This window comes from candidate division KSB1 bacterium, from assembly GCA_024655945.1.
Classification (GTDB): domain Bacteria; phylum Zhuqueibacterota; class Zhuqueibacteria; order JANLFK01; family Oleimicrobiaceae; genus Oleimicrobium.
This window is the reverse complement of record JANLFK010000002.1, coordinates 53,622-78,065: the sequence shown is the minus strand read 5'-3', so window position 1 is coordinate 78,065 and position 24,444 is coordinate 53,622. Positions and strand designations below refer to the sequence as shown.

Below are 24,444 nucleotides of genomic sequence, written 5' to 3'. Positions count from 1 at the left end.
TCATGACGCACGTGGAGCGCTTTCGGCGGGTCATGGCGTTCGAGCCGGTGGACAGGCTCCCGATGATCGAGTGGGCCATGTGGTGGGACAAGACCTTAGAGCGATGGTACGAAGAGGGTCTGCCTCGCCACCTGACGGACTTTACTGAAATCAACGTATACCTGGGCCACGACCCGTACCGGCAGATTTGGGTAACCCCGCTTGCCCCGGCTTGCCCAAAGCCGGCCTCTCATGGTGCTCGGCTCGTTCGCAGCCGGCAGGAGTACGTCGACTTTAAGCGCTTTCTCTACCCTTGGCCGGCCTTCGAGGAGGCGGTGGCGCGCTCGTGGGTGCAGCCTCACGCCCGTGGTGAGCTTGTAGTCTGGTTGACATTAGATGGTTTCTTTTGGGGCCCTAGGGAGCTGCTTGGCATCGAGGAACATCTGTTGGCCTTCTACGACCAGCCGGAGCTCATCCACGAAATCAACGCGGACTTGCTGGCGTTCAACTTGCACGTGGTGCACGAGTTGTGCAGCATCCTTCGACCCGAATACATGACTTTCGCGGAGGACATGTCCTACAACCACGGGCCGATGCTGTCCAAGGCGATGTTCGACGAGTTTCTGGCCCCCTATTACCGCGAGATCGTCCCAGTGTTGAAGAGCTATGGGATCATCCCATTCGTGGACTCTGATGGCGACGTCACTGAACTCATACCCTGGCTGGAGGAGGTCGGCATCGAGGGGATCGCGCCCTTGGAACGGATGGCCGGCGTGGACGTGGCAAAGATCCGCCAGCGCCACCCGCGCTTCAAGCTGATCGGCGCTTTTGACAAGTTGGTACTGGACAAAGGGCCTGAGGCTATCCGTGCGGAGTTTGAGCGCCTCCTGCCTGTGATGCGCCAGGGCGGGTTTATCCCCTCGGCGGACCACCAGACGCCACCGCACGTGTCATTGCAGCAGTATCGCGAATATCTGAGCCTGCTGCGGGAGTATTGTCACAAAGCGGCGGTGCTCCAGGATGGGGCAAGCCCTGCAGCCGGCCCCGAACGTAGTCTTTGCGAAGAAAGGAAGCCGCCGCGGCCAATGCGCGCTGGCAGCGAGCATTGAGGCGAGGCTTCTAAAGCAGCGCCTGTAGGCTCTTTCGGGCCTTTTCTAACGTCTGGTCGATGTCCTCTGGCTGATGGGCGTAGCTGATGAACCAGCGGTCGTTTGCGAAGATGCCGGCGGCGTAGAGTCCGTCGAAGAAGGCGTTTCGTAGCTGGGTATCGCGCTGCGGCTCGCCAGTGACGAAGGTGAGGACGGGAGCGGGGGGAAGCCCTATGACCTTGGCTGGCGCTTGAAGCTCCCGGATGATATCGGCAAAGCCATTCATCAGCCGCTCGCCCATGGCAAAGATGTGCTCGTGGACCGGCTGGGCGTGCATCACCTGCATCGTAGCCTTGCAGGCAGCCAGAGAGAGCGTCTCGCCGCCATGGGTGATGGTGATGACGGTCTTTTCCAGCTGCTGCATGAAGCGCCGTTTTCCGGCGAACGCGGAGAGGGGATAGCCGTTTGCCATGGCCTTGGCATAGGCAGCCAAATCTGGGGTTACACCGAAGTACTCTTGTGCCCCACCGCGCGCCAGACGGAAGCCGGTGAGCACTTCGTCGTAGATGAGCAGGGCCCCGTGCGCGGTGCACAGCTCGCGCAGGCGGCGGAGAAACGGCGCCCCGTCAGGGTGCTGCCAGTCGTACGGTTCCACGATGGCAGCGGCGAGCTGCTCGCCCCAGTCGGCGAAGGCGCGCTCCGCAGCCGGCACGTCGCCATAGGGGATCACGTGGGTGTAGCCGCGAACCGTTGCCGGCACGCCTGCATGTGGCCAGTCTGGCACCGACCAGCCGTGGTAGCCGTGGTAGCCGACGCTCAGGACGTGGTCGCGGGCGGTGAAGGCGCGAGCCAGCCGCACACAGGCCGTGCATGCATCGGCTCCCGTTTTCAGGAAGCGGATTTGCTCTATCCAGGGCACGGTGCGCACCACCGCCTCGGCAGCTTCCAGTTCCACTGGGCCGGCCATGCTGAACAGCACGCCGCTGGACATTTGAGCGCGGACCGCTTCGTCCACCACCGGGTGCTGGTATCCTAAGATAATCGGCCCCAGGGCGCAACGGAAGTCGATGTACTCGCGCCCATCCAGGTCCCACAGCCGGCAACCTGCGCCGCGACGGATAAAAGGCGGCATGTGCGGCCACTCGGGTCTGTACCGCTTGGCATTCGTCTGGGTTGCCCAGGGGATAACCTGGAGGGCCCTTTCGTAGTGCTGGCGATGAGCAGGCGTCATAACGTCGGTCCTTTCTCAGCTTCGCTTGTGGCACGGTGACCCCGAAAAGTATGCTCCCGCGACGAGAAAATCAAGCTGTTTTTGTAGCAAGCAGGCGGCGCTTGGCCGCTCAGTATGAACAGGTGGAGCCTTGGGCATAAGACATGCGCAATCTGGCACCCGCTGACTACTATGCTCTCCTGGTCTACGCCGTCCTCCTGGTGGGGATAGGCGTCTACTTCTCCAGGTTCATGAAGGGTGCCAAGGAATTTTTCGCCGGTGGCAACATGATACCGTGGTGGGTGAGCGGCATATCGCTGTACATGGGGAATTTTACTGCCTGGACTTTTACTGGGGCGGCGGGATTCGTGTACCACACTGGGCTGTTCGGGGTCATCTACTTTCTCACCTGGTCAGTGGCGTTCTTCATCGGCTATCGGATGACTGCAGCGCGATGGCGGCGCGCGCGCGTGGTGTCGCCGGTGGAGTACACAACTACGCGCTACAACGCCACGACACGGCAGATGGTGGGGTACGTCATGGTGCTCAGCGGCATGCTGGGCAGGGGCATTACCCTGACTGCGGTCTCCAAGATTATTGCGTCCACCATTGGCCTCCCCATCGAGTGGGTGATTGTCGCAGCCGGGGTGGTGATCCTGGTCTACACCATGCTCGGCGGCTTGTGGGCAGTGACCATTGCCGACGTGGTGCAATTTCTGATCCTCATCGCCGTCACTGCTGTGGTCATGCCCTTGAGCCTGCAGCTGGTCGGGGGCCTTGGGCCCCTCTTGGAGCAGATTCCCCCACTCAAGTTCTCCCATTCGTACAGCGGCCTTGATTATGATATTCACTACTTGATTGCCATCACCGCCTTCAACATCGTGAACGCCAATTGGGCACCGGCGCAGCGCTACTACAGCGTCCCGGATGAGAAAGAGGCAAAGAGAGTGGGTTTGATGGGAAGTCTCCTTTTTCTCACCGTTCCGGTGCTGTTTGGCATACCGCCGCTGGTGGCATCTGTGCTCTGGCCGGACCTTTCCCAAACCCCCTTCTTCTCGGGCCAGTTCAAGCCGGAGGACCTCGTCTACGTCGGCATTGTGTTGAAGACACTGCCCAAGGGTCTGATTGGTTTCTTCCTTGTGGCGATGTTTGCCGCAACCTTGAGCACGATCAACGCTGGCTACAACCTTGACTCCTCGGTTATCTCCAGGGACCTGTACGCCGGGCTCATCAACAAGCGAGCAACCGATCGACAGATTCTGTTTGTAGGCCGAATGGCTACCGTCTTTCTGGGCATTGTGACCATGGGTACAGCCATCCTCTATGCCAAGAGCAACCTCGGCATCTTCAACTTGATGGTTGTCTTCCTGTCGCTCTTCTACATGCCCTTGGCCATCCCCCTCGCCTTTGGCTTGGTGTTCAAGAGTCTCCCGCGCTGGTCGGCCGCCAATGCGGTGATCGCTGGTACGCTTGCCAGCGCGGTAACCCGGTTTGTGCTCCATTGGCCGGTGGGGTTCCAGCTCTATGCGACCATCGGACTCACATTTGCTACTCTTCTCCTGGCAAGGCCGTTTGCTCATTTGCACAGGAAGAACCCTGTCGCGAGTGCGGGGTTAGCACTTCTGTGGGCTGCGGCACAGGCGATGGTGGTGCTCCATTTTGCGCCGCTCAGCGCGACCGGCGTGGCGCTGGTGTGCCTGGTGTCGGCACTCTTTGCCTTCGCCCTGCACTTTTTCGCCAGGCTCAATGCGCGGGAGTCCACCCAGGACCTGGCGCAAGTTGAGAAGTTTTTCGCCAAGTTGGCGGTGCCAATCGACGTCCAACGCGAAGTCTACGGTTCAGGCAGGCGCATGGCGTCGAGTTTGCCGTTGGTGGGGAGGCTGGCTATAACCGTTGGGGCAGTGGTATTCCTGCAGATGATGGATCCCGCATGCCGGGACGCCATCCCGGTGCGGCTGGCCGTTGGGGGGATTCTATGCGCGACCGGCGGCGTTTTTGCCTATTTTGGCACGAGGACACAGAAAGCGGCGATGCGAACATGATGAGCAGGCCAGCCTTCACAAAGAGGAGGAAAAGTCATGGCAAACCATAGCAGAGGAGGAGTGACGCGCAGGGAGTTTCTCCGCGACGCAGGCATGGCCGCCAGCCTACTGGCTGCAGCGCCAGCGATTGTGCGAGCCGGCAGCAAGGGCGGGGCTGCCCAGGCGCATGTCCCGCTCGGCCTCCTCTTTTCGGCGAACGATGTGCCGGCCCTCCAGCGGAAAGTGAATACCCCTCTGTTGCGCAGCTACTGGCAGGGGCTGCTTGACATGGACATCGCCCCGGACCGGCGTTTCCTGGAAAAGGAGATCGACCTGCACAACCACCTGCGTGACATCGACCGGGCATGCAAGATCTTAGAACGGGAGGCCTTCGTCTACCTGATTACCGGCACGCGGAACAGGGGGGCCCTGGCCCATTTGGCCGTCAAGCGTCTGCTTGAATACCCGAAATGGGACTATTTTCTGGAAGCTGGCGTGTACACAATCGGCCTGCAGCGCGCTCCGGCCACCACCATTGCCATGTCGCTTGCCTACGATTGGCTAGGCGGCCTTTTGGACAAGGATGAGCGCCAAGAGATGCGAAGGCAGATTGGTGACAAAGGCTGCGAACCGTGTTATCGCTCGCTCTTTGGCATGCGGTATCCGGAGAAGGTGGTGGGATGGGGGTTTGACCGCGAGAGCTATTGGGAAGAGCGCGACATGCGTCGCTGGCCGGAGATCTTGGACAAAACGAACCTGAAAGCTGTGCCCATGGGTGCCCTTGCCGTTGGCGCAGCAGCGTTAGAGGGCTTTGACCAGCGGACTGAACGATGGTGGGAGATGGTGGAGTATAGCTACCGCACCTTTGTCAACCGCTTTGCGTGGGACGGCAGCTATGACGAGGGTGGTTCCTATTGGGACTATACGGCACTGCACATGGCGCTCACCGTGGAAATGCTCGCGCGCAAGAGAGGCTTGCACCTTTTCGACTTGGCAAACTACCCTGGCATGATGGAGTTCATTCTGGCGCTGCAAATGCCCCACTACGACAATCCGCACTATCTGGTGAATTTTGGCGACAGTGGCCGCGGCTTTGACTCTGGTGCGGGCCTGTGGATCGCTCGACGCTCGCGTGATGGCCTGGCCCAGCACGTGGCAACGCATCACGCAGACCGGCAAAGTCACTACTCGATCATCTGGTTCGATGAAAGCGTGACCCCATCGAGTCCATCTCAGCGCGAACATCTCAAACACTTGGCCCTGGACTGGGTCATCGCGCGCACCGGTTACGAGCTTGACGACTTGGTGGTGGCCATGCGCAGCGGTGGACCGGCCAACCACGAGCATGCCGACCGCAACTCCGTGGTGCTCAAGTGCTATGGCGAGGTCCTACTTGCCGACATCAAGCGACCTCCGTACGACCACCGCCATCCTGCGTGGCTGCTCCGCACTTCCCCCGCGCACAACACGGTGCTCGTCGAAGGCATTGGGCACCAGTACCACGACGGGAAAGAAGGGACTAATGCCTCCCAGGCCTCTGCGAAGGTGGTGCGCATCGGCGAACGGCAAGGGTACATGTTTTGGGCGAGCGATGCCACCGCCGCTTACCAGCTGGTCAATCCGGACATAGATGCCGTCACCAGGACGGTGATCATTGTGCCTGGCATCCCTTGCCTGGTGGTGGTGGACAAATTGCGTAAAAGGAGCGATGCCTCACTCTTTGCCGCAAGGTGGCACGCGGAAAACAGCGACGGCAAGGGCGAGGTGGTGTGCCGCGACAATCTCTTCACTATCCTGCGACCGCAAGCGCGCTTCGCCGCAGCCTGCGCTGGGTCAGTGCCGATCGTGGTGAGGGCAGACAGGCATCCAGTCCCAGAGACGGTGGGGATATTCCCGTTCGCCGAGCTTGCCACCACGGAGCGCGCTACTGAACAGCTGCTGCTCACCGTCGGGTGCCCCTTGAGGCCGGACGACCCAGACCCGGTGATTCGCCTCAGCCGCGAGAAGGAGGTGTGGAACCTACAGGTCGCCTTGCATGACAAGCAGCTGCACCTGCTGGTCTTCGACCGTGGCACCCTGCCCGAATTCGAAGTGGAGAGCTTGACAACCTGAGGCCGGCAGGGAGTGGTCAGTCATTTCAGCTGTTTTCTCAACCACAGGAGGCAATGTGGAGTTGCGGAATCTGCCAGTGAAACGGCCAAGGCCAAACGCGGCAGAGTTCATCAGTCTTCTCCTTGGCCGCCAGGAACCGCGTCGCGTGCCGCTGGTGGAGTACATCGTCGACGACGTCGTGCTGCAGCCGATTGTCACTGAGCTTCTCGGCAGAGAATGGGTGGCCTGGAACACAGAGCGGGCGCAGCAGGTTCACTCCTTGGACAACTTCATAGAAGTGTGGTACAGGCTTGGCTACGATTGTGTGCGATTGGAACGTCCATTGCCATTTTTGAAAAAGTTCGCCGTGGCGCAGGACCCAGGCACGAGCTTCCAAAAGGACAGGGCATGGGCAGACCTGCACGGCGGGGTGATCCGGACGCGCGAAGACTTGCTGCAGTACGAATGGCCTAAGGTTGAAGATGCCGACCTTTTCGAGCTTGAATACGTGAATGCGCACCTGCCGGAAGGCATGGGTCTGCTGAGCTGCCATGCGGGGGGCATTTTCGAACACCTGTCGCAGATCATGTCCTACGAAGGCTTGTGTCTGGCGCTCCATGATGACCCAGACCTGGTGCAGGAACTGGTGGACCGCCTGGGGCGCACTTTCGAGGAGTACTATCGAAGACTCCTTTCACTTCCCCACTTGGTGGCTATCTTCCAAGGCGATGACATGGGGTTCCGCACAGGCACGTTGATCGCGCCGCAGCATTTGCGCCAATACGTGCTGCCCTGGCACAAGCGGTTTGCTGCCCTTGCTCATGAGCACGGGGTACCGTACTTCCTGCACTCGTGTGGCAATCTCGAGGCGATCATGGAGGACCTGCTGGGGACGGTGGGCATCGACGGCAAGCACTCTTTCGAAGACGCCATCCTCCCAGTGGAAGAGTTCCAGGAGCGCTACCAAGGGCGTGTAGCAGCGCTTGGGGGCGTAGACGTCAATATCCTTGCTGCCGGAACTCCTCAGCAGGTGCGGCAGAGGACGCGCACCCTGATTGAGACGTGCGGCCCGCGTGGGCGCTACGCAGTTGGATCGGGCAATTCTATTCCCAGCTACGTCCCGGTGGCCAACTACCTCGCCATGGTGGACGAGGCCGTGGAATGTGGCGCCGTCCCCTGAGTTGCAGGGGGCAAGGTGGCGAAAGACGTGACCGGGGTAGTGTTCAACATCCAGCGTTACTCGATCCATGACGGGCCGGGCATCAGGACGACGGTCTTTCTCAAGGGATGTCCCCTGCGCTGTTTCTGGTGTCACAACCCAGAGGGCCTCCGCGAAAAGCCGGAGTTGCAGTATCACCCCTCGCGATGCATTGGTTGCGGTGAATGTGCACAGGTATGTCCAGAAGGGGCACATACCGTCCGACACAGGCAGCATCAATTCACGCGACGGGCGTGCAAGGCGTGCGGGCAATGCACTTCTGGTTGTCCAACAGGGGCTCTACTCATGTGTGGGCAGCTCATGAGCGAAGAGGAGGTGGTGGAGGCCGTCCTCGGGGACCGAGTCTTCTACGAGAGCTCGCAGGGAGGGGTGACGATCTCTGGGGGTGAACCATTGCGACAGGCGGCTTTCGCTGCGGCGGTTTTGGCCCGCTGCAAGAAGGCGGGGCTACACACGGCGCTGGACACTGCGGCAGTGGGGCGCTGGGAGCAATTGGCTCTGCTGTTGCCGTATACCGACCTGGTCCTCTTGGACATCAAACACGTGCACGACGACAAGCACAGGCAGGCTACCGGCGCAGACTGTCGGGCCATCCTTGCCAATATGGAGCGGTTGCTGCAGACCGACACCGAAGTGTGCATCCGCGTGCCGGTGATTCCTGGCTTCAACGACAGCGAGAAAGACATGAGCCTCATTGCCGAGACTGTACGCCGCCTGATGCCGCCTTCCAGACAAGGGGCGAACGGCGAGCCAAGGGTCGCCTTCGAGCTCCTTCGCTTCCACAGGCTGGCGGCGGACAAGTACTCGGCTCTGGGCATGCGCTACCGTGCGGCGCAGTTGGAAGCTCCGCCTGAGGAGAAGCTCGAGACGCTGCGTCGGGTGGTAGCCTCGTATGGATTCCAGGTTCTCTCCTGACGTTTCTGATTAAGGAGCCCCGCGGGCGCTGCAGGCATCGTCCGCGCAGGTGTACCTGAAGACGTGGAGGTGAGACATGGAATTTTCGGCTCTTATCCGAGCGCGCTATAGTGTGCGTGCTTACCAAGATCGGCCGGTCGAGGAGGACAAGCTGGCAGCGGTCTTGGAGGCGGCGCGTCTGGCGCCAACTGCAGCCAACCGCCAGCCTTTTGCCCTGCTGGTAATCAAAACCAAGGGGCGAGAGGATGAGCTGCGGCGCATCTACAAGGCCGCCTGGTTCACCCAGGCGCCTCTGGTCATCGGGGTGTGCGCGCTGTCGGACAAAGCCTGGTCGCGCATGGACGGCAAGAGCTACGCCGATGTCGACGCGACCATCGCGATGGACCACTTGATACTGGCAGCCGCTGACCTTGGGCTGGGCACATGCTGGGTCGCGGCGTTTGACCCGGTGGCGGCGCGCGAGGTATTGGGCCTGCCCAAAGGTGTGGAGCCGCTCGCTTTCACGCCACTCGGCTACCCGGCCGATTCGCCACGCCCCAAGAGCCGCAAGCCTTTGTCCGAACTTGTGCACTATGACCGATGGTGAAAGAGCGGGCACATTTGCGTTCGCCCAGCACGGGTGGCACGCGTGGTAGCCGCAGGAACCGCCCCGGAGTCTCCCGTCGCAGCTCGCGAGGCGAAACCGCGACGAGCGCAGGTGACTCGCTCGCAAGGGTGCGCGAGTATGCCATCGAAATCATCAGGGCCGAGCGCATGAATGGCATCATTCGCCACGCCCTGTTCGACTTTGACGGCACGATTTCGCTGCTACGGCAAGGTTGGCAGCAGGTCATGATCCCGCTGATGGTGGAAGTGCTGCTTAGGACCCCCCAGCACGAGCCTGAGGCTGAGCTGCAGCAGTTTGTGGAGGAGCTGGTCACCGTCACCACGGGGCAGCAGACCATTTTTCAGATGATGCTTCTGGCCGAAGAGGTGCGCAAGCGGGGCGGGAAACCAGAACCCCCCGGTGTCTACAAGAGGGAGTATCTGTCCCGTCTCTGGGAGCACATCAAGGGGCGGGTGTACGCGGTGAAGAGCGGGCAAACGCCCCCAGAACAGATAATGGTCCCAGGAGCAGTGGACATGCTGCGCGCGCTTTGCGAGCGCGGGGTACGCTGCTACCTTGCCTCCGGCACCGATGAGCCCGATGTGAGGGAGGAAGCAGCCGCGTTGGGTATCGCAGGGTACTTCGCCGCCATCCATGGCGCCCAGGATGAGCGGGCCGAGGATGCCAAGATGGTAGCCATTCATGCCATCTTCGCCGAACAACAGGTGCGTGGCCCTGAGCTGGTCACCTTTGGTGACGGCTACGTCGAAATTGAAGACACCAAGAAGGTCGGGGGACTTGCAGTGGGCGTCGCCTCTGACGAGGTGAGGAGAAGCGGCGTTGACCAGCGCAAGCGCAGCGTGCTCATTGCAGCCGGTGCAGACATCATCATTCCGGACTTCAGGAACTGGCACTCCCTGGTTGCACTCCTTTTTGCCGAGAGATAGACTATGCCTTTTGCGACATTCGATCGAACCAAGATTCATTTGAAGCCGCTGGCCGAGCGGCAACACCTGGTCACCCTTGCGGACCTTCTGCGCCCAGATGAGGCGCGTGATGAACTCCATAGCGAGGAGATTCTGAGGGTAGCACTGGCGGTGGCCACCGCGCACCGGCAGGGCAAGCAGGTCGTGCTCATGCTGGGGGCGCACGTGGTCAAGTCGGGACTGTCGCGCCTGGTCATCGACCTCATCGAGCGTGGCATCGTCACGCACGTGGGCATGAACGGGGCCGTGACTATCCACGACTTTGAGCTGGCGCTGGCGGGGGCAACCTCAGAAAGTGTGGCTCGCTACATCAGCGAGGGGCAATTCGGGCTTTGGCAGGAGACCGGCAGGATCAACGACGCTATTGTCCAAGGGGCGCGCGACCAGATCGGCATGGGCGAGGCCATCGGTCGAATGATCGAGCAGGAGCAGTTCCCACAGCGAGAAGTGAGCATCCTGGCTGCCGGCTTCCGCCGGGGGGTTCCTGTCACGGTCCACGTGGGCATCGGCTACGACATCATCCACGAGCACGCCAACTGCGACGGCGCCGCCCTGGGGGCTACTTCCTACACCGACTTTCTCATTCTGGCCAACACAGTGGCAAGACTTGAGGGCGGGGTGCTGCTCAACTACGGCACTGCGGTGATGGGACCTGAGGTCTTTCTCAAGGCGCTGTCCATGGCGCGCAACGTGGCGCGGCAGCAGGGCAGGCAGATTCGCGCCTTTACCACCGCGGTTTTTGACCTGCTCGATCTGGGAGGCGAGCTTGACGGGGAACCCCCAAAGAGCGATCCCCGCTACTATTTCCGGCCGTACAAGACAATCCTCGTGCGCAGCGTGCGCGATGGTGGAGCCAGTGTCTATGTGCGCGGCGAGCATCGGCGCACGCTGCCCGCGCTGTACTGGCACATCACGCAGCTGCTGGCAGGATCACCACGACTGAGCGAACAGTCAAGGGGGGCCACACCATGACCATTCCCCGCGAGATTGTACGCAAGGCAATTACGTTCCGGCATCCGGAGCGCATTCCCCGCGACCTCTGGGTACTTCCCTGGGCCACTGACCACTCTCCGGAGGCGGTGGCCGAGGTGCAACGCCGGTTTCCCTCGGATTTCGCCGGCTCCCCCATCGTCTACAAGGCCTCGCCCAGGTCGAAAGGGGAGATGTACCGCAAGGGCACGTTTGTGGACGAATGGGGATGCCGGTTCGTGAACATTCAAGACGGCGTACAAGGAGAGGTGCGAGAGCCCCTGCTGGTCGACCTGCGCCGGTGGCAGGAGGTGAAACCACCCTACGAGATCCTGCCACAGGAGCCGGAAAAGGCCAGAAGCGTTGTCAACAAATTCTACGCCAAGTCGGACAAGTTCGTGTTGGCAGGCTGCTGCCCGCGCCCATGGGAGCGCTACCAGTTCATCAGAGGCAGCGAGCAGAGCCTCATGGACATGGCCGCGCCTGGCGAGGAAGTCGTGGAACTGCTCAACCTCATCCACGACTTTTACCTTGCGGAAATGCAGTTTTGGGTGACCACCGAGGTGGACGCGATCAGCTTCATGGACGACTGGGGCAGTCAACACGGCCTGCTCATTCATCCGGACACGTGGCGGGAGCTGTTCAAGCCGCTTTATCGGGACTATTGTGAATTCTCCCACGGCTACGGGAAGTTTGCCTTCATGCACTCTGACGGCAACATCTCAGAGATTTTCGAGGACCTGGTCGAGATGGGCGTGGACGCCATAAACTCGCAGCTGTTTTGCATGGACATTGCCGATTTGGCAAGGCGGGTGAAAGGGAAGATCACTTTTTGGGGTGAAATCGACCGGCAGCACATCTTACCCTCTCCTGACCCAGAAGAGGGGAGGAAGGCAGTGCGAGAGGTTGCCAAGCATTTGTATGACCCTGCAGGGGGCATCATCGCCCAGCTCGAATTCGGTGCGGGGGCAAATCCGGTCACGGTGATGGCCGTGTACGAAGAATGGGAGCGCGTGCCCGAGCTCTTCGCGAAGAGCTCGGGCGCTGATCCATCTGGACGAGCAAGGTCACGCAAAGGAGGCTCGCGCCGGGTCCGATGACGAGCAAAGAACGCGTGCATGCCGCGCTGCGGCGCGAGCCCGCCGACCGGGTGCCCATTTTCATGTGGTTTCACCCGGACACTGCCCAGCGCTTGGGCCGCTCCCTGGGCATCCCGCCTTCATTCGTCGGCGAAGCCATGGGCAACGATGTCCGCCAGGCCTGGGTGAACAACAACTACGCCATGGAGGGCATAACCCATGCACACGAAGGGGAGTGGCACGTCGACTTTTGGGGAATCAAATGGGTAAAGCGCGGCGCTTTCAATCAGGCGGAGGCTTATCCGCTGGAAAGGGACTCCCGAGAGGAGGTGGAGGCGTATGCTTTTCCAGCCGAGCATGTCGAGGAACTTCTTGCGCAAATGCAGCCCGTCGTGCGCCAGAAGGAGACCTGCTTCATCGGCTGCGATGTTTCGCCCTGCGTCTTTGAGATACACTGCCGGCTGCGGGGGATGGAACAGGCCCTCCTTGACCTCGCCACCGATGAGGAGCTCGCCTCGGGTCTCCTGGCGCGCTGTGCGGACTTTGCCGTCGTGCTCGCACAGGAGGCGTGTGATCGTTTCCCTTTGGACTGGCTATGGACCGGCGACGATGTTGCGTCGCACCGCGGCTTGATGATGAGCCCAGAGACGTGGCGCCGGCTCGTCAAGCCGCATCTGCGGCGCGTCGTGGCCGTGGGCAAGGAGAGGGGTCTTTGGGTTGCCTACCACTGCTGTGGTGCCCTCCGCGAGATAATCCCCGACCTCATCGAGATCGGTGTTGATGTCCTCAACCCGATTCAGTGCAATTGTCCAGGCATGGAGCCGGGAGCGCTCAAAGAGGATTTTGGGGAGAGCCTCTCCTTTATGGGCGGGCTGGACAACCTGCGCGTTATTCCCTACGGGACGTCAGAGGAGGTTTATCGCTCCACCGGCGAGCTTATCGAGCTGATGAGCCGCGACGGCGGGGGATACATCTTGGCCGCTTCGCACACCATTCCGCCAGAGACCCCGGACGAGAACATCTTTGCCCTTTTCGCGGCGGCAGGAGTGAGCCGGGAGGAGATCTTCGACCGCGCAGCCGATATCAGGCGGCGCCTACAAGGCTACCAAGACCCCATCTGACCCACCCCTACAGCGCCACCCTGTCCAAGATTCGCTGCATGTTCCGGCCGAGGATGTTGCGCTTGTCCTCCTCGGGGAGGTCCGCGTATGCCACCCAGCCAAACTGGGGGTATGGATCGCGCATGGGTGCATCAGAGCCGTAAAGCACGCGCTCCGAGCCGAGTTCCTCCAGCATGAACTCGATCACGCCATTGGTCACCGAGGTGAAGGTGATTTCCAAGAACACATTGGGAAACTGCTTGGCCAAGGCCACGTGCTCGCGGGCCACTTTCCAGCTCGTCCCTGAGTGGGCCAGGATGAAGGCAATGTTGGGGTAACGCGGGGCGATGTCGCTCACCTCTTCCTTGAACTTGTCCGAGTAGTGCAGCAGGCAAAAGAGCCTGTGTTCGTCGCCAAAGCGGTACCAGGGCGTAAACAACGGGTCGTTGTAGGGGACCTTCTGGCGTGGGTAATAGGGCTTCATCCCCAAGAAACGGCATTCCAGATGGTAGAATCGGCATTCCCGTTCCCAGTCGGTCACATAGTTTGGGTCGAGCACTGCGTAGCCGACAATCTCCTCTGGGAAGGCGCGCATGGCCTGCAGCGTGTCCTGGTTACCGAGCACGTAGTCGCCCCAGACTGCGGTCCAGGCACTGACGCAGGTCTTGGCGACGCCGAGGCGGCGGTTGCGCTCTACGACTGCCTGCGCATCTGCGCGATTCATTGCCACCCGCGAAGCACCTTTCCCGGCAGCCTGCACAATGTGGGCGTGCGCGTCGATGACCACCGAATCGCGCACCGCTTCACCGCGCAGTGCGCACTGAAGCACGTGGTCCTCCTGCTTGGGTTTTGTCGGGTAGGGCGGAGGGAGTGAGGGCAGGCGCAATAGGCGTTGCAGGTTGCCGCTGGCGATGGCGCGCCGCTGCGCCTCGGTGAGCTCTGCGTAATCCACATACGCGCGCGCTGCCCCCATGCTCTTTACGAGTGCCTCCGAGCCGAACAGGAGGCGCTCATGGCCAATCACCTCACACCAGAACTCCAGCATCCGATTACCCTGGTAGTTGGAGAATTCGAAGTACAGGTTCGGATGGCGCTGGGCAAGCGGGACCAGTGTGCGCGTGCTCTCCCAGCGCACGCTGTGCAACAGAAGGTTGAGGCGGGGAAAACGACTGCAGATCCAGTTCACCTCCTGCCAATCGATCTGCACTGCCTCGTCGTAGCGCCCGGCGTCGACAATCAGCAAAATGCCGGCTTCTTCCAAGCAGGAAAGCAGCGGGCCCAAGGTGGCTTCGTCCACGCGAAACTCGAAGAGTCGTGGAAAGATCTTCAAGGCGCGGACGTTAGCGGCCTCCATCGCGCGCACCAATTGCTCGGGAGGGGGGAACTCGCCGGTGTGGTGGGGAATGCCCACCCAGCATGGGAACAGCCGTGGGTGCCGCCTGCACTCCTCCGTGACCAGAGGGTTACCCACGGCCGGGTGCGTCTCCCGCGCCTGATGGGCGAAGACCAGCGCCCCATGCACCTGGCAGCGCTCCATTTCCGCCAACAGCGCCGCAGTGCTCCACGGCGCGCGCGGATCTTTGGCGGCCCTTCTGCCGATCGCCGCGAAACAGTCGAAGTAGATGGTTTGCCTCTGCTCCGATAGGTTAGTGCTTCCCTGGTCGCGGTTAAGAGCCACGCTTGGTCATCCTCCTGGTCAATGCTTCCCTCTCTGCGCTGAAGGCGCGGCGGCACAGTTTCGCGCCGTTGCGCCTGGACAATGTGGTGCCTTTCTCACTCGAAGCGGAGGTAACCGAAGCGCCAGGGCAGGTGGCATGCCTGCCTGCCAGTGGGGCTCCAGGCATAGAGCTCCTGAGCCTTCTTTCTTTCGGGCGTGTCAATGCGGTAAAAGTTCGCCCGCCAGGTCTCCCTAGACTTCACCGGCCGGTGCGGAGCACCATAGAGCTGGCTCAACGGGATGGCCATCTCTGCGGTCCAAGCGCGCGCCTTCCCCGGCGCATTAAGCTTCCCGTCGACGGCGGTGGCAGTCCGCAGCCCTTCAGCGTCCCACTCCTTGAGACTCTTGAAGGTGGCATCCGCTCGCTGCGGCGTGCGATCGTTGACGATGCAAGCATCGAAGACCACGTTGCGCGGGCTCAGGTTGACTTCATAGTACTGGTGCGTGGAGCTTGCAGGATTGAGGAAGACCTCCACGCACTCTTCTTCGTAGATGGGACCGTCGCGTTTACTGACGCTGCCCCAGGCGTGCTCGTCCTCGCAGCGGAAGCCCACGTACAGATGGCTCTCATCGTAAAGCAGGCGTACCTCAGTGCGGTAGCGAGGAGAAGCTCCTGTGATGGCGTCGCTCAGCACGATAGGGTGGGCCTTGTCCCAGACGGGGTCGGTCAGCGAGCCGTCCAGCGCTGGAGCCTGCGGCGTGCGCACGCAGGTCACCACGGGCAAAATGAGAGCACGTTCCGCCGCCGCAAAGTCCACTACGACCCCTTGCCCGCCGTGCTCGATGAACAGGCGGCGACTTCCGACTTCGGCGTTGAGGAACGGCCCCTTGAACAGACCATAGTCGGCGAAATTGATGGGCGTGCCGTTCAGACGCCGTTCGCCATGGTAGGCAAATTGCATGACATCTCCGGCAGAGGTAGTGTAGCTCACTGTGACGGTAGCGTCAAAGGTGTCCCGCACCAGGGTGTTGCGGCGGATGGTCCGCTTGAACTCCTCGAAAGATGGATACTCGTCTTGCTGTGCGACTTCGACAATGCAGCCGTTTTTCAAGGCGTAGCTGCGAAAACGGTAGCCTTCTGACTCCTCAATCCACTCGCCCGGTTTGAGCGGGAAGTAGGCGATGTAGGTCCGTCCGCCCTGGCCGAATATCCATCCGGAAGGGTCAACTTCCCGCCGCGCCAGGTCCTTGGGGAAATAGGTATCGACGTGCGGAAAGGTCGTGCCGGGCGGAATGTCATACAGGACGATCAAAGCATTCTTGTGTTGGAAAGTCTTCTCGTATGGCGAGCTGGACGACCACTTGTTCTCGCTGCCATAGTAGGTGTGAAAACGCGTCACCTCGTCGAGGGCAAACTTCATCTCCTCTGGGAAGAACATGCCCAAGTCTTCCTGGCCGATGTAAGGGTGAACCGAGAAAATGGAGGCGTGCCGGCTCTCGGTGACAAAGCTCACGTCCCACACATGCTGCTGAATGGGCTGCAGAATGCCGCCGCCCATCATTGAGCCGAGCGCATAGTCTTTGGTCATGTAGGTGTACTTGTAGACCGGAGGGTTTTTCTCCGTGCCCAGGCGCATGATGTTGCGCACGCGTTTGGTTTCGGTGTGCACATAGGGCCTGCTGCGGTCGATGCCGATGCGGTAGAGGACCTCTGGCAGCACAAAGTCACTGAACGCTGCGGCGAGCAGGGTGTCATCGTAGCGCGGCGGAGTCCTTCCGAAGAAAAGCCACGCCCAGCTGTTCATCACCGAGGCGGGATTTGTCTTGTCAATCAACCGTTCTGGGTACTCGCGGCTGTGAGCGCCGACGTACATTCCCTCCAAGTGCTCCACGGCAAAGTCAGCGATCAGCCAGTACAACATCCCCTTGGCATTGTCCCGCATGACAGGGTCTTCCGCCCATTGGGAGAGACCAAACATGGGTGCGAGGAAAAAGGCCATGTAGGTGGGCGAGTCGAACTCTCCCTGGCCGATGGTCGTGGTGGTGCGCATCCAGTAATCCAGCCAGGCGCGCGCTTCCTCCATGTTGTCTGCAGCCGACTTGCCTGTGTACCACTTTTCTGCCGGGAGGTCAGGGAAGGCTTGCGCCGCCAGATAGAGGCCGGTGTAGTACATGGTGAGATGGTTTTCCGTGTCGCCGCGATAGAAGCAGGCGGTGCGCATTGCCTGGCGGACTTGCTGGTTGAGGCTGTCCGGCAGCCGGTCGCGCACCGCCAGGTAGCTGATCATCAGGCTGTAGATGTCGAACATGCCTGAGGGCGACTTTTCTAAGCGGCGCAGGGCACGGGAAAAGGTGCGAAACCCTTCCTCCTTGTGCGTGGCGTTGTAGATCTTGGCTGCTGCAGAAAAGAAACTCTCGCTCTTGCTGGTATCTGCCCAGGTCAGCACCTGGTTGAGCCTTTGCTTGTAGCCAGTCTCTCCAGCCGATGCCAGACAGCCAGCGCAGAACAGAAACAACGCCGCCATCCCGAAAGCAAAGTGCACTCGTGCCATGTCAACGCTCCCAGCTGCCAGAAGGTGCAAGGTCATCAGCATCACTCGAAGAACATGTCCCAGACTTGGCTTGTTTCCAGACCGATGAAGCGCCAGTGGCCGCCGCCGTCAGTGCTGCACCAGACGCCGTCGTTGAGCGTGCCCAGGTAGACGGTGTTGTTGTCGTCCGGGTCGACGAGCACCGCGTGGATGTCCAAGACGCGCAGGCCTTCATTGCAACTCCTCCAGGTGGCGCCTCCGTCTTCGCACTTGAAGACCCCGCCTTGGAAAGTGCCGGCGTACATGGTGCGGTCGTCCTGGGGCGCAAAGGCAAGGGCGTACACGGTCTTGTGCGTCAGACTAGCGTTGGCCGGCTGCCAGGTAGTGCCACGGTCGTGAGAGAGCCATACCCCGTCTTCTTCGGTGCCCACGGCGAGCATATCGCGGTGCACGGGGTGCTGCACAATCGTCCGCACACCCAGGCCGAGCAGCCCGATGGGCTCCCACTGTTCGGCTCCGTCCCTGCTTCGGCAGACTCCAGCTTCGGTGGCACAGTAGAGAATCTCCGGGTCATCAGGGTCGATAATCACCGCAGCTGTGAAAGTGCTGGCCAGTCCGCGGTTCTTCTCCTGCCACGTCTTGCCCCCGTCCACAGTCTTGAAAATGCCATAGGCGGAAGCAGTGTAGACCACCTGGCTATTGCGCGGGTCGGTTGCCACCTTCAAGCACTCGGTGATGTTCGAGCCGGTGGTAATGGTCCACGACTGGCCGCCGTCTGGGGACTTTTGCACACCATTGCCACAGGCCAGATAGTAGACGCGTTGGCCATCGACCACAGTAGTGGCTCCGGAGAAGCACTTGGTGTAGTGCCAGCCGAGGTGCTCCCACGTTTGGCCTTTGTCTCGGGTCGCGAACAGCCCCACGCTGGGGAAGTCCCGCTTCGACAACCTGAAGACCTTGGTGCTGCGCGTCACCACGTACAAGGTGCGCGCAATTCCCATTTCGGCGAAGCAGGAACAAACCAACAGGCAGATGATAGCAACGCGCAGCAGCTTGCTCATAGCATGTCTCCCTGGCGAACCAATGAGGTGGCGACACTTCTCACGACAGCCACTTGTCCAGATTCTCCGCGACGAATGCGTCGTCGTTCAACTCCGGATAGGCGGCATACACGCGGTCGATTTCCTTCTTTTGCGCCGCGGACAGGCCCTCGCTTGGGTCCAGGGTCCAGACTCCTTGCAGGAGGCCCTGGCGCCTGAGAACCTCGTGCAGACCGACGATGCAGCCGGCAAAGCCGTGGGCGGCGTCGAAAAAGGCGGCATTGCAGTCGGTGACCTGTGCGGCGAGCGTCAGGAGCTCAGCCGGAATATCTTGGCCGCAGGCTGCGACTCCGCTTACCCGGGCGAAAAGCTTCACCGCCTTCTTGGTCCACACTGCCCAATGACCCAACAAGCCACCGACGATGCGTTTCTGCACGCGTGCGCCCCCACTGCGCAAGGAGTAGGTGGTGAGAAGGTCGATCACGATGTTGTCGTCATTGCCCGTGTAGAGAGCGATCTCCTCGCCACGCCCTGACTCCACGACGCCGCGTACCACGTCCAAGGTCCGGTAGCGATTGAAGGGGGCTATCTTGATGGCAACCACATTTTCTATGGAGGCAAAGCGTCGCCAAAAGTCGACATCAAGAACTCGTCCGCCGACTGCCTGCTGCAGATAGAAGCCGAACAGCGGCATGACCGAGGCGACCGCGCGGCAGTGAGCGATGAGCTCGCGGTTGCTCGCCTTCGGGAAGGCCGCCAGGCTCAGGAGCACTGCATGGTAGCCCAATTGGGCCGCCAGTTCTGCTTCACGCACCGCTTGAGCCGTCTTGCCTACGACTCCCGCCACCTTCAGCACCGCTCTGCCAGTGGACCTTGTGTGCCGGTCGACTTCTTCGCTTGCCAGCTCCAGCACGGGCCGCAGAAGACCTACGCTCGGTTTGCGAATGGCGAACTGGGTCGTATGCACGGCCACGGCGACACCCCCTACGCCCGCGTCCAGATAGTAGCGGGCGAGTGCGCGTTGGCGACGCTCGTCCAGGGTGCGCCGCCGCGTGAGGGCGAGCGGATGAGCAGGGATCACCATTCCCGCTCGCAAACGCGCGGCAAGCTCTGCAGGGAGAGACGGAGAGGACATCGAGGCGCCTCAGAACTTTCCGTTTCGCACTTCGAAGTGGGTTGGTTTGTGGAGGAGCGGCCGGCCGCTGGCAATCCAGTCGGCCGTCCAGCGAACCAACACTTCCAGCGGAACCCTCGGGTAGCCAAAGAGTGCAAAGGCCCGGGCCGCGTTGCTCAGGAGCGCGGTGTCGCTTTCCTGTCCTATGAACTTTGGCTTTTTGCCGAAGAGTGCGCCGAATTCAGTAGCCAACCAGCGCACCGCTGCCGTCTCAGGCCCGGTGACGTTCAACACCAGAGCCGGGGACTGACAATGCTGCAAGCAGCGGAGCACTATCGCGTTGACATCACCTTGCCAGATGACGTTCACGTGCCCCATGCTCAGGTCGATGGGCTCGCCAGCAAGCACCTTCTGGGCTATGTCCACAAGCACGCCGTAGCGCATCTCGACGGCATAGTTCAACCTGATGATAGCCACGGGCGTCCGGTAGTTTAGCGAGGCGTACTCGAACATCCTTTCGCGGCCAAGACACGATTGGGCGTATTCGCCCACCGGCTGGGGAGGGTCAGTTTCCAGCGAGCCGCCGCTCGTTATCGGCACAAGCGGATACACGCACCCCGTGGAAAAAGCCACAATTCGCGAGCTGCGGAAGCGTTCGGCCACCAGTGCAGGCAGGTAGCAGTTGATGGCCCAGGTGAGCGGGAGGTTGGCGACCGAACCGAATTTCATGCCGGCCGTGAAGATAACGTTAGGTACATCCGGCAGGTCTTCTAAGAAAGCCCGGTCGAGCAGGTCGCCGTGGATGGCCTCAATGCCTTCACGCTCCAGTTGTTCGCGGGCCTGCTCGCTTTCGAAAAGGGCCACGCCAATGATGCGGCGCGCCACCCCTGCCGCTTCTGAGGCCCGCTTAGCCATGCGCGCCAGAGAGGGGCCAATCTTGCCGCCCACGCCGAGAATGAGGATGTCCCCCTGCAGTGTAGCTAACGCCGCAACCACCTCTGGCAGGGGTTCCGAGAGGAGGTCCTCAAGCTGTGCTTCGTCGCTGATCCGAGAAGGCCAATGCGGTGCCATGCGCTCTCCTCCAAGCAGTGTCGGAGTTGGAATATATCAAATGTGGGCGAACAAAGCAAGCGGTAAAGCGATGCTGCCAGCGCACTTCCCGGTACCCGGCACCTTCGCAGGAGCGCTTTGGATACGGCAAAACGCGGTTTTGCCGGCGACAAGGGGGGAATATTCACTTTGATTTTGCCGGTTGATTTTCTATATTTGCTGTCCGCTCGGGTGCCAGCAACGCCCAATTCGACGCACTCGTTGCATTTCGCATTCGCCATTGTGACCAAGTGCGCAATCAGACCTTTGGGCAACGTAGCGCCGTTCGCACGGGTCCACTGCAACCTTTCGGACTCTGCCAGGTCAACGGTCCTCATAAACGGGAATGTCCGAGCGCGGAGGTATCATGGCGCAACATCAGCGATTCAATTTCAAGCACAAGGAAGACCTCTTTGCCAAACTGCAGGAGCTGGGACTCACCCTGCCTTACGACGAAGATCTGAGCATCCTGTTCGACAAGCTTACCATCGCCGGTAGGAGGCTGCCCAATCGCTTTCTGGTTCACCCCATCGAAGGTTTCGACGCCGCGCCGGACGGCGGGCCGGGGGATCTCACATTCCGCCGCTATCGGCGTTACGCCGCCGGCGGAAGCGGTTTCATCTGGTTTGAGGCCACAGCCGTGGTACCAGAGGGCAGGTCCAACCCGCGTCAGCTGTGGATTCACCCGGACAATGTCGATGAGTTTGCCCGGCTGGTGGAGGAGACGCGGGAGGCGGCGCGCAAGCCGTTTGGCGGTCAGCGCGATATCGTCTGCGTCCTGCAGCTGACGCACTCGGGGCGCTACTCCAAGCCCACCGGAAAGCCGGCGCCAATCATCGCTCACCACAGCAAGGTGCTTGACCCTTTGCACCAGCTGCCGCCCGATTACCCCCTGATCAGCGACGCCGAGCTGGATAGGTTGCAGGAGATGTACGTCGGCGCGGCCAAACTGGCTGCTCAGGCCGGCTTTGACGGCGTGGACATCAAGGCCTGCCACCGCTATCTCGTGTCCGAGCTGTTGGCCTCGTTCACCAGAGAGAACAGCAGGTATGGGGGTTCTTTCGAAAATCGCACGAGATTCTTGCGGGAGGTGGTGCACAAGATCATCGAGCAGGTGCCGGGCGTGTTTGTGACTACGCGGCTCAACGTCTACGATGCCATTGAGTACCCGTACGGCTTCGGGGTTTCCAGGAAGGACCATAAGGTGCCGGACCTCGGAGAGCCAATCCGGCTTGTGCGCATGCTGAAGGAACTGGGTGTGCCAGTCCTAAACCTCTCCATCGGCAATCCTTACTACAACCCGCATTACGGGCGACCTTTCGACTTTCCCATCAAGGGTGGCTACATTCCGGACGTTCACCCGTTAGAGGGAATTGACCTTTTCCTACGCATCACGCGCGACATTCAGCGGGCGCATCCGGACCTACCAGTGGTTGGCTCGGGGTACTCATGGTTGCGGTTCTTCCTGCCAAACGTGGCGGCAGGAGTGGTGCGGCAAGGGTGGGCAACGCTGATCGGGCTCGGACGGGGCGCTTTGGCCTACCCAGATTTCGTGCGCGACCTGGAAAACGTGGGCGCCATGGACCCGTACAAATGCTGCATCTCGTGCTCGGCGTGCACCCAGATCATGCGGGACGGCCTGAGCACCGGGTGCGTCATCCACGACAGGGAGATCTACAGCGTCAACTACAGGCTGGGGCGCCGCTTGGCAATGGATCGGCTCAAGGAGGAGGCGGAGCGCTGTCGGAATTGTGCCACACCGTTCTGCCAACGCGCCTGCCCTGCGCAGATCGACGTGCCGGGTTTCATAAAGGCTTTCGCTGAAGGGGATATCGAGCGTGGCTACAGGATCATGACCGAGCGCAATCTTTTGCCCGAGATGTGCGCCTACATCTGCCCGACTGAGGTCCTCTGCGAGGGGGCTTGCGTCGAGAAGATTCTCACCGACAACGCGGTGGCAATCCGGGACATGCAGCTCCTCTTGGCCAAGGAAGCCCGGGAGCGCGGTCTGGTGCGGCAGATGGTGCCCGCGCAGCCGTCGGGGAAGAGGGTGGCCGTGGTGGGTGCCGGTCCAGCGGGATTGACGTGCGCCATAGCTTTGGTACGCAAAGGACACCAGGTCGAGGTGCGCGAGGCAGCGGCACGACCAGGGGGCGTCGTCCGCCATCTCATCCCTGCCTATCGCATTCCGTACGAAAAGGCCGACCAGGAGATCGAAACCCTGCTGAAGCTTCTCCCCGACGACCGCCTGCATGTCCGGTACCAATCGCCTCTGACTGCGGAACACAATCTGGAGGAACTCCTCCGCAGTTTCGACGCCGTGTTCCTGGCCATGGGGTTGCCGGAGGGAAAAACGTTGGCGCCGCAGCCATACGAGAACCTGGTCAGTGCCATCGACTTCCTGGCTGAGGCCAAACGGGCAGGACGCGTCTCGGTGCCGCGCACCGTGGCCGTGGTAGGTGGGGGAAACACGGGGATGGACGCCGCTCTTACCGCCAAGAAGAACGGGGCGCGCAACGTATATGTCATGTGCTTCGAATCGTTTCGCACGATGCCGGCGTGGCTATCGGAAAAGCAGTCCGCGCTGCTTGAGGACATCCACTTCCTGAACTTGTTCATGCCCAAGGGTTACACCCCCGAGGACGGCAGAGTGAGGGCAGTGCGACTGGCGCATGTGGAGCTCGCCGACCCTGATCCCCGTGGGTTCTGTGCCCCGCGAGAACTGCCCGGCACGGAGTTTGAAATCCAGGTTGACTTGGTCATTGAGGCCCTGGGACAGAAAGCGCCGGACAACTTGTCGCAGCTGCTGCCAGGGGTGAAGTTGACTGCGCAGAACCTGGTGGTCATCGGACCGGGGCACCACGCAACCAGCAGGCGCGGCGTGTTCGCAGGCGGTGACATAGTGAACGGCGGCACTACCGCAGTGCAGGCCGTTGCAGATGGCCTGGCTGCTGCCGAAGAGATTGATGCCTATTTGCGGGAGGAGTCGTCATGCGCCAAGTAGCCCTGATTACTGGAGGTGCACGGGGTATCGGACGGGGAATCGCCGAAGCGCTTGCCCGCATCGACTTCGACATCGTCGTGGACGATGTCTGGGAGGCCAAGGAGGCTGAGCAGACCGTGCAGGCGCTGCAGAACTTGGGAGCGGAAGTCCTCTACGTTCAGGCCGACATCTCCAAGGCGGAAGAAAGGGCGCGGTTGGTGGAGGCCTGCCGCGCACGCTTTGGAAGACTCGACCTCTTGGTGAACAATGCCGGAGTGGCACCAGCGCAGCGCGTGGACATTCTCGAAGCCACAGAGGAGAGTTTCGACCGGGTGCTGTTTATTAACCTCAAGGGCCCCTACTTCCTGACCCAGGCGGTGGCGAAATGGATGATCGAACAGAAGCAACAGGACGCGACGCGCAGCCCGAAGATCGTCAATATCTCCTCCATTTCCGCCTATGCCTCGTCGCCCTCGCGCGGGGAGTACTGCATCTCCAAAGCAGGGGTGTCCATGATGACCATCCTGTTTGCCGATCGTCTGGCGCAGTACGGGATAAATGTCTACGAGATCCGGCCGGGCATCATTGCAACTGATATGACGAAAGCGGTGAAGGATAAGTACGACGCCCTCATCGCCCAAGGGCTGACCCCCATCGCCCGATGGGGCTCCCCGGAGGACATTGGCAAGGCGGTTGCCGCCATCGCCTCGGGCGCCTTCCCTTTTTCGACTGGGGAAGTGATCAACGTGGACGGCGGTTTTCACCTGCGCCGGCTGTGAATGTCCAG

At 61.1% G+C, this 24,444-nt stretch carries 18 protein-coding genes; 12 read left to right on the top strand and 6 right to left on the bottom strand.

What is annotated here, in order from left to right; genetic code table 11:
* Positions 1 to 2: 2 nt before the first annotated feature.
* Positions 3 to 1,088, top strand: a complete 1,086-nt coding sequence (locus tag NUW13_03405; GenBank protein ID MCR4438071.1) for a hypothetical protein — start codon at positions 3 to 5, stop codon at positions 1,086 to 1,088.
* A 10-nt stretch (positions 1,089 to 1,098) separates the two neighbouring features.
* On the opposite strand, the gene NUW13_03400 is transcribed toward NUW13_03405, so the two are convergent.
* The gene (locus NUW13_03400) at positions 1,099 to 2,199 is read right to left on the bottom strand and encodes an aminotransferase class III-fold pyridoxal phosphate-dependent enzyme (protein MCR4438070.1); all 1,101 of its coding nucleotides are present in this window, start codon (positions 2,197 to 2,199) and stop codon (positions 1,099 to 1,101) included.
* A 242-nt stretch (positions 2,200 to 2,441) separates the two neighbouring features.
* Here NUW13_03400 and NUW13_03395 point away from each other — a divergent pair, with 242 nt between their 5' ends.
* The 9 genes from NUW13_03395 (at position 2,442) to NUW13_03355 (ending at position 13,264) form a co-directional block, all read left to right on the top strand.
* Positions 2,442 to 4,319 (top strand): hypothetical protein, encoded by a 1,878-nt coding sequence (locus NUW13_03395; GenBank protein ID MCR4438069.1) that lies wholly within the window; start codon positions 2,442 to 2,444, stop codon positions 4,317 to 4,319.
* A 36-nt stretch (positions 4,320 to 4,355) separates the two neighbouring features.
* Entirely contained in the window at positions 4,356 to 6,410 is a 2,055-nt protein-coding gene (locus NUW13_03390; GenBank protein MCR4438068.1) for a heparinase II/III-family protein, read from the top strand.
* 55 nt (positions 6,411 to 6,465) lie between these two features.
* On the top strand, positions 6,466 to 7,569 hold the full coding sequence (locus tag NUW13_03385; GenBank protein MCR4438067.1) for a hypothetical protein: 1,104 nt from the start codon (positions 6,466 to 6,468) through the stop codon (positions 7,567 to 7,569).
* A gap of 39 nt (positions 7,570 to 7,608) precedes the next feature.
* Entirely contained in the window at positions 7,609 to 8,523 is a 915-nt protein-coding gene (locus NUW13_03380; GenBank protein MCR4438066.1) for a glycyl-radical enzyme activating protein, read from the top strand.
* A 76-nt stretch (positions 8,524 to 8,599) separates the two neighbouring features.
* Positions 8,600 to 9,109, top strand: a complete 510-nt coding sequence (locus NUW13_03375; protein ID MCR4438065.1) for a nitroreductase family protein — start codon at positions 8,600 to 8,602, stop codon at positions 9,107 to 9,109.
* Positions 9,110 to 9,237: 128 nt separating this feature from the next.
* Entirely contained in the window at positions 9,238 to 10,056 is an 819-nt protein-coding gene (locus tag NUW13_03370; protein MCR4438064.1) for an HAD family hydrolase, read from the top strand.
* Between the two features lie 3 nt (positions 10,057 to 10,059).
* Entirely contained in the window at positions 10,060 to 11,067 is a 1,008-nt protein-coding gene (locus NUW13_03365; protein MCR4438063.1) for a hypothetical protein, read from the top strand.
* Positions 11,064 to 12,164 carry a methyltransferase gene (locus NUW13_03360; GenBank protein MCR4438062.1) on the top strand — a complete coding sequence of 367 codons (1,101 nt, stop codon included), beginning with the start codon at positions 11,064 to 11,066 and terminating at the stop codon, positions 12,162 to 12,164. The genes NUW13_03365 and NUW13_03360 overlap by 4 nt, the downstream gene beginning before the upstream one ends.
* Positions 12,161 to 13,264 (top strand): hypothetical protein, encoded by a 1,104-nt coding sequence (locus tag NUW13_03355; GenBank protein MCR4438061.1) that lies wholly within the window; start codon positions 12,161 to 12,163, stop codon positions 13,262 to 13,264. The genes NUW13_03360 and NUW13_03355 overlap by 4 nt, the downstream gene beginning before the upstream one ends.
* Positions 13,265 to 13,271: 7 nt before the next feature.
* Here NUW13_03355 and NUW13_03350 read toward each other — a convergent pair whose 3' ends face one another.
* From NUW13_03350 to NUW13_03330, 5 genes are all read right to left on the bottom strand, one after another.
* Complete coding sequence (locus tag NUW13_03350) at positions 13,272 to 14,921, bottom strand: amidohydrolase family protein (GenBank protein ID MCR4438060.1); 1,650 nt, start codon at positions 14,919 to 14,921, stop codon at positions 13,272 to 13,274.
* Positions 14,922 to 15,016: 95 nt separating this feature from the next.
* Positions 15,017 to 17,452 carry a carbohydrate-binding family 9-like protein gene (locus NUW13_03345; protein ID MCR4438059.1) on the bottom strand — a complete coding sequence of 812 codons (2,436 nt, stop codon included), beginning with the start codon at positions 17,450 to 17,452 and terminating at the stop codon, positions 15,017 to 15,019.
* A gap of 41 nt (positions 17,453 to 17,493) precedes the next feature.
* The gene (locus tag NUW13_03340; GenBank protein ID MCR4438058.1) at positions 17,494 to 18,492 is read right to left on the bottom strand and encodes a hypothetical protein; all 999 of its coding nucleotides are present in this window, start codon (positions 18,490 to 18,492) and stop codon (positions 17,494 to 17,496) included.
* A 40-nt stretch (positions 18,493 to 18,532) separates the two neighbouring features.
* The gene (locus tag NUW13_03335; GenBank protein ID MCR4438057.1) at positions 18,533 to 19,555 is read right to left on the bottom strand and encodes a dihydrodipicolinate synthase family protein; all 1,023 of its coding nucleotides are present in this window, start codon (positions 19,553 to 19,555) and stop codon (positions 18,533 to 18,535) included.
* A gap of 60 nt (positions 19,556 to 19,615) precedes the next feature.
* Positions 19,616 to 20,656: an NAD(P)-dependent oxidoreductase gene (locus NUW13_03330; protein MCR4438056.1), complete on the bottom strand. Its 1,041-nt coding sequence runs from the start codon at positions 20,654 to 20,656 to the stop codon at positions 19,616 to 19,618.
* Positions 20,657 to 21,041: 385 nt separating this feature from the next.
* Between NUW13_03330 and NUW13_03325 the strand changes: the two genes are divergently transcribed.
* Together NUW13_03325 and NUW13_03320 are read left to right on the top strand one after the other, a co-directional pair.
* Positions 21,042 to 23,678, top strand: a complete 2,637-nt coding sequence (locus NUW13_03325; protein ID MCR4438055.1) for an FAD-dependent oxidoreductase — start codon at positions 21,042 to 21,044, stop codon at positions 23,676 to 23,678.
* Positions 23,666 to 24,436: a 3-ketoacyl-ACP reductase gene (locus tag NUW13_03320; GenBank protein ID MCR4438054.1), complete on the top strand. Its 771-nt coding sequence runs from the start codon at positions 23,666 to 23,668 to the stop codon at positions 24,434 to 24,436. Before NUW13_03325 ends, NUW13_03320 begins: the two co-directional genes overlap by 13 nt.
* Positions 24,437 to 24,444: the final 8 nt, after the last annotated feature.